Source organism: Cytobacillus firmus DS1 (assembly GCF_000565285.1).
In the GTDB taxonomy this organism is placed as follows: Bacteria; Bacillota; Bacilli; order Bacillales; family Cytobacillaceae; genus Cytobacillus; species Cytobacillus firmus_A.
In genome coordinates this window covers 1-5,009 of sequence record NZ_APVL01000049.1, presented here as the reverse complement: position 1 = coordinate 5,009, position 5,009 = coordinate 1, and the positions used below count along the sequence as shown (strand labels likewise).

Below are 5,009 nucleotides of genomic sequence, written 5' to 3'. Positions count from 1 at the left end.
TGAAATCTCATACAAACACTGAATGCATGGGCGGCATGATGTAATTTAAAGCGTTGAACCCAACGTTTTAAAGCATCATCCACCAGGGCATAGGGGCAGGCAGGTATCTTGTCCCGCAGAATCCCTAAACTGCTTATAAAGCAAACAAAAAGGAATTCCTATTCGGGAATTCCTTTTTTTATTTATTCTTTGTCCGCCCCCCCGCCAAAAGCCTCCGGAATCATCGTAAAGCCTTCAATCACAGTATCTTCTTCCACCTCGATCATCAGGTAACGCTTGCCGTCAAAATTAATTTGTCTTACATATCTAAGATCCTGCGGACAGATGGATATGTTGGCTGCCTTTGTGCTGATTTTGATTGATTTTGAATTATATTTAGGCAGGACGCTGCTTGCCTTTATTTCATATTTGTCATCATCGATGATCTTTTGATAAGCGGATTGGACCTTTTCAGAATCAATGTCTTCGATACCGCTCACCTTTAAAACATGTTCTACGTCTTTGGAATCCAGCTTAGGCGGTTCATCCTCTTCGTTTTCCACGATCATCCGGTTTATCTCTTCATATACGTTGGAAAGTGTTGAAGTGCTAAGCTGATCTCCTGTTACGTCTTTAATAATTTCTTCAAAAACGATTTTATCATCCTGTGCCGTCATTGTTTCTTCCCCGTTTAAAACGTCCTCAATGAACTGGTGGTCGGGCTCATGAACCTTGCCTGCAGAATACAGGACATGATTGACATCAGCAGCGTGATCAGTGAAGCAAGGAAATAGAAACCCTGAAATGGGAGACTTGAGGTTGATAATCGGATCAACGGTAAAATGATATTTAAATTCCTTTTCTACATAGTCAAAAAGCAGTTCCTTCTTCGGTTCCTGCGTGTTATTGATGCTGCAGAGAATAAAGGGATGAGAATATACGGCATCCCGTTCACTTTCCTCGGCTTCTGCATTGCGGCGTTTCATGGGCTTAAGATACTCCCCGCGAATGAACGTAACGACAATATCCTTTTCATATTGCCGGATTCCCAGCATTTTGCCGACAATCTGAAGCATTTGTTCCGTCCAGCCTTCAGCATCATTGGTCAGCAGCCCTTGATGAAGGATGAGCTGACTGCTGTTTTCCGCATCCCTTCGAAACTTTAATTCAAAGAGCTTTTCATCCAATTGGCCGCCCAGCAGCTTTTTGAAGTTGTCCATAAACAGCTCCTGCTGATCCTGATCCAGCATTTCAAAAGGCTGACTCTCATAATGATAAATTTCGCTTGATTCCTTCATAATATAGACATTAAAAATATCTGAGATCTTTAGTAAGTCATTATTTAACTTAAATTGTTTCCGAATCTGTGCAATGTCTTTTTTGTTCACGGTTAAAATCCACTCCTAAGCTGCCCAATATGCATATTTACTAGAATAACAAAATACATCAGCTCTATAAATTATTATTTATTTTCGCTTTTTTGATAAGAGGTTTGTTCATGTTGATTTGCAAGAGGGGAGGTGACTGTGGAATGCTGATATTCTGCCAGCATTGCGGGTATAAAAAAAAGCTTCCCATAAGTTGACCAAAGCTTGTGGGAAGCCTCTTTTATTTTATGAAAAAGGGGTGTTTGCTAAGGGAATTATTTTTTCTGCACCGCATGGATCCCCCTGGAAAGGAGCCGATCTGATTCATCCAAGAACTGTACGGATTGTCGTGTTGTTTCTTCATTTTGAAGCAATACAGATTTATAGGCTTCTGTCACCTGCTGAAGCTGCCTATTTAAAGCGTTCAATTTATTGATGAAATCAAGGACATTATTTTCCCCAATAGGGGATGGAAGGGATGGCTGGAGCCCGTTAGCAGAGGATTGAAGTTTTGAGAGTGCCTGTTCTATTTCACTTATCCTTAGCTTAATCTCAGTATCCATTCTCAGTACCTCCTCATTATTTCTTCGACCTCTCTGCTGCAAGCTGTGCTTCCAGGGAAGCGATTGTTTGTTTGATAGAATCGATTTCCTGCTGGATCTGCTGCAGCTTCCGGCTTATGGCTGAAAACACCTCATGAAATTGATTTGACTCAATGTCAATGTAACTCGTGAGCATTTGATCAAACCGGATATCCTCAAATCCATCTGCCAGCTTTCCCTGCCAGGTAAAAGGGGAAAGATCCGGCTTTGTGACCGTATGCCGATAGTGGTTAAACTCCTGCTGTTTTCCCTGGAGTTCTCCCTCACAGGCCATCAGTCGCTGCAGATCACTTTGTTTCTTCGCCAATAAACTGTAGTAATATCCTAAAGACATGAATATTCACCTCTATATACTGCCATTTTCATATTATTAAACCGAAAAAAGAATCCATTTTACTATATCACAGGGAAATAATGTAATAATGATACATTTTTCTTATTTTAGTCACTATGTCGATGTGTATATATTACTGTTTTATACAAAAGTGTAAAAATAATCCTATTCGTAATAAAATTACTCTAAATTTTAGTGTAAAGTATAGAATATGGAAAATTCTAGTGAGGGGCTTTCTGAAGCACCTCTATTCCAGTTGTCGAATGGCAGGAGGCGATTTATACTGAAGGTATTAGATGCAAGGGAGCTGCATAGCGGATTGAAGGAGCTTCATTCCAGTCTGCACTCCTTAGAAGAGCAGATAAGAAACATTGCGCGTGATGTAGAAGGAATCACCTCGCTTGAGGACTCCTTCCGTGGAGAGGGAGCAGCCGCTATTCAGGCTTTCTTCCAGGAATGCCATTCTCCTTTTCTCTTATTTTTTGAAGGTTTTCTTGCAGACTATCAAAATACTTTAAAAAGAATACGTTCTTCCCTTCAGATGCTCGAGCCGGCAAGTAATGGATTCATCCGTCAGAGCTTTTTGGATGGAGAAGCGGCACAAGGCCTGGTAAAAACAGAATCTATCACCACTAGCCTAACAGAAGAGACCAATGCGGTGATGCAGAAAGTTTCTGATATTGTCAGTCTCCCTCGCCTGCAGGATGGGGAGTTTTCGGCACATGTAAGGAGAGCGGAACTTCACCGGCGAAATACAGTTGATGATCTTATGACCTTTGACAGCCAGCAAACACTGGCACTTGATCCAATTGAGCAGGATCTTCATCTGATGCAGACATACATCGATGAAATTTCCAGCCTCTTTCAAAGTGGAAATCTCAGCATTTCCGGCTATTCCGTCAAGCAGCTTCAATCAAGCCCCATCTACGGAGAGCTTTTAGAAGGCATCAGGCATAAAGCAGGAAATTCCATGCGTTCTCCGGAATTCTTTAGAGAACTCGGCGTAACGACCCTGGGTCAGATTCTGCCGCCCGGTGCTTATTCTATTTGGGCTATCTGGCAGAGTACCTACGAAAGAAAGACCATCCACTATCAATTAAGAGCCTTGAAGGCTTTAGCAGAGCTAAACAGCAGCGAAATCAGCCCGGAGGAATTCGCCTCCCTGAGTGGCCGGGAGATCCTGACTGTTGATGTCATAGATGAGTATGGAATCGGCAGCGAGAATCAAGGCGGAAAGTTTCATCTATATGAGGACGGCCGGATTGTCCGGGAATTCTATGGAGAAAAAGGAAAAGCCTACGAATTTGTCGACTCCATTCCAGAAGACCGAGTGGGGGGAGTGCGGGAACTGGACTCCATAGCTGACGGAACCCCGCTTGAAATACTCGAATACCTGTCGCTCGCGGCTGTTGTCAGAAAGCAAGGAACCAAGGTCATACGGAAAAGCATCAATAAGGCGGACTTTGATGCGCTTGTCAGGATATTGAAAGAGGAAAAGGGTAATGTGGTCTTGCCGGGGAAGAAGGCAGGTAAGGGTACGGGTAATGTAAAGCATTTGGATGATGTACCAAGAATAAAAGAAGTTGAAGTTAATTTTAAAAGAAATGTTAAACATGACTCCGAAGAGTTTGCAAGACAATTAAAAGACCAAGAAAAAGGTATGAATGAATTAACGGTTGACGAGTATCTGAAAAATAGAGACAGATATATTGCTGAAGGTAGAGCAATAGAAGGAAATGCAGCTCAAAAAATGGCTAGACAAGAAGAACTTAAAGATAAAATTGCTGAACTGCGAAAACAAGGACTTTCCAGAGCTGAGGCGACAAAGCAAGCTTCAGAATGGCTGGAAACAAAAGCAGCACTTCATAATCCAGATCAAATAGCTGGAGGAAGAACAGACATTATTGGAGGTATGGGGGATAAAAGAGTAAATTCCTCGATAGGTTCACAATGGAAATATAGAATTGATGTTGTTGATGAGCAAATTAGGGAAATGGCGAAGAATATGTCATCTGAGCAGCTAAAGAATACTTATTTAAATGTGAAATTAACTCAATAATCAAAGGAGGGTATGTTAATTGGAAACTATATTTAGCGATTTTATAAAACATGAAACAGTTGATGATGATATTATTTTAAAATATAAGGATAAACTTCCTGAAGAATTAATAGAAACATGGAAAAAATATGGTTTTGGTACTTTCGTAAATGACTTTTTAAAAGTTATTAATCCAGACGATTATTTAGAAATTTTAGAGAGAAGTTATCTAAGGTATGAGCAGGCCATTCCTATTTTTACAACCGCAATGGGTGATATTATAGTATGGGAAAAAGATAAGTATGTAAATTTATTAAACTTTAGGAAAGGATATGTTAATGTTGTTTCATCCGGATTTGAATTCTTTTTTGATGACTTAAAAGATAATGATTTTATGAACGATGAATTAAGATGGCAGCCTTATCCTGAAGCGATTAGTAAATACAGTGCCCCTAACTATGATGAGTGTTTTGGATACACCCCTCTATTAGGTTTAGGTGGCGCGGAAAAAGTTGAGAACCTAAAGAAAGTAAAATTGAAGGAACATATTCTTATTATTACTGAATTTATGGGACCAGTGCAGTAATGTTCAAGACTATGTTAACTATAAGCACTTGATTGCCTTATTAGGCAACAGGTGCTTTTATTTTTGCGTGCCCAGCAAGCCGTTAATTGCTAATTGGTGAAAG

At 40.4% G+C, this 5,009-nt stretch carries 5 protein-coding genes; 2 read left to right on the top strand and 3 right to left on the bottom strand.

Annotation, left to right across the window (positions count from 1 at the left end; genetic code table 11):
• Positions 1 to 182: 182 nt before the first annotated feature.
• From PBF_RS24485 to PBF_RS24475, 3 genes are all read right to left on the bottom strand, one after another.
• Complete coding sequence (locus PBF_RS24485; RefSeq protein ID WP_035333598.1) at positions 183 to 1,367, bottom strand: DUF4317 domain-containing protein; 1,185 nt, start codon at positions 1,365 to 1,367, stop codon at positions 183 to 185.
• A 254-nt stretch (positions 1,368 to 1,621) separates the two neighbouring features.
• The gene (locus tag PBF_RS24480; protein WP_035333597.1) at positions 1,622 to 1,909 is read right to left on the bottom strand and encodes a YwqI/YxiC family protein; all 288 of its coding nucleotides are present in this window, start codon (positions 1,907 to 1,909) and stop codon (positions 1,622 to 1,624) included.
• Between the two features lie 16 nt (positions 1,910 to 1,925).
• Positions 1,926 to 2,282 (bottom strand): YwqH-like family protein, encoded by a 357-nt coding sequence (locus PBF_RS24475; RefSeq protein WP_035333596.1) that lies wholly within the window; start codon positions 2,280 to 2,282, stop codon positions 1,926 to 1,928.
• Positions 2,283 to 2,493: 211 nt separating this feature from the next.
• Between PBF_RS24475 and PBF_RS25695 the strand changes: the two genes are divergently transcribed.
• Both PBF_RS25695 and PBF_RS24465 read left to right on the top strand, forming a co-directional pair.
• Positions 2,494 to 4,341, top strand: coding sequence for a T7SS effector LXG polymorphic toxin (locus PBF_RS25695; protein WP_081757373.1), 1,848 nt, complete (start codon positions 2,494 to 2,496; stop codon positions 4,339 to 4,341).
• 19 nt (positions 4,342 to 4,360) lie between these two features.
• Positions 4,361 to 4,906 carry a T6SS immunity protein Tdi1 domain-containing protein gene (locus tag PBF_RS24465; RefSeq protein ID WP_035333594.1) on the top strand — a complete coding sequence of 182 codons (546 nt, stop codon included), beginning with the start codon at positions 4,361 to 4,363 and terminating at the stop codon, positions 4,904 to 4,906.
• Positions 4,907 to 5,009: the final 103 nt, after the last annotated feature.

Excerpts from the sequence above, each read along its gene's own strand:
- PBF_RS24475 (WP_035333596.1), bottom strand. The coding sequence starts at position 2,282 with ATGTCTTTAGGATATTACTACAGTTTATTGGCGAAGAAACAAAGTGAT.
- PBF_RS24480 (WP_035333597.1), bottom strand. The coding sequence starts at position 1,909 with ATGGATACTGAGATTAAGCTAAGGATAAGTGAAATAGAACAGGCACTC.
- PBF_RS25695 (WP_081757373.1), top strand. The coding sequence starts at position 2,494 with ATGGAAAATTCTAGTGAGGGGCTTTCTGAAGCACCTCTATTCCAGTTG.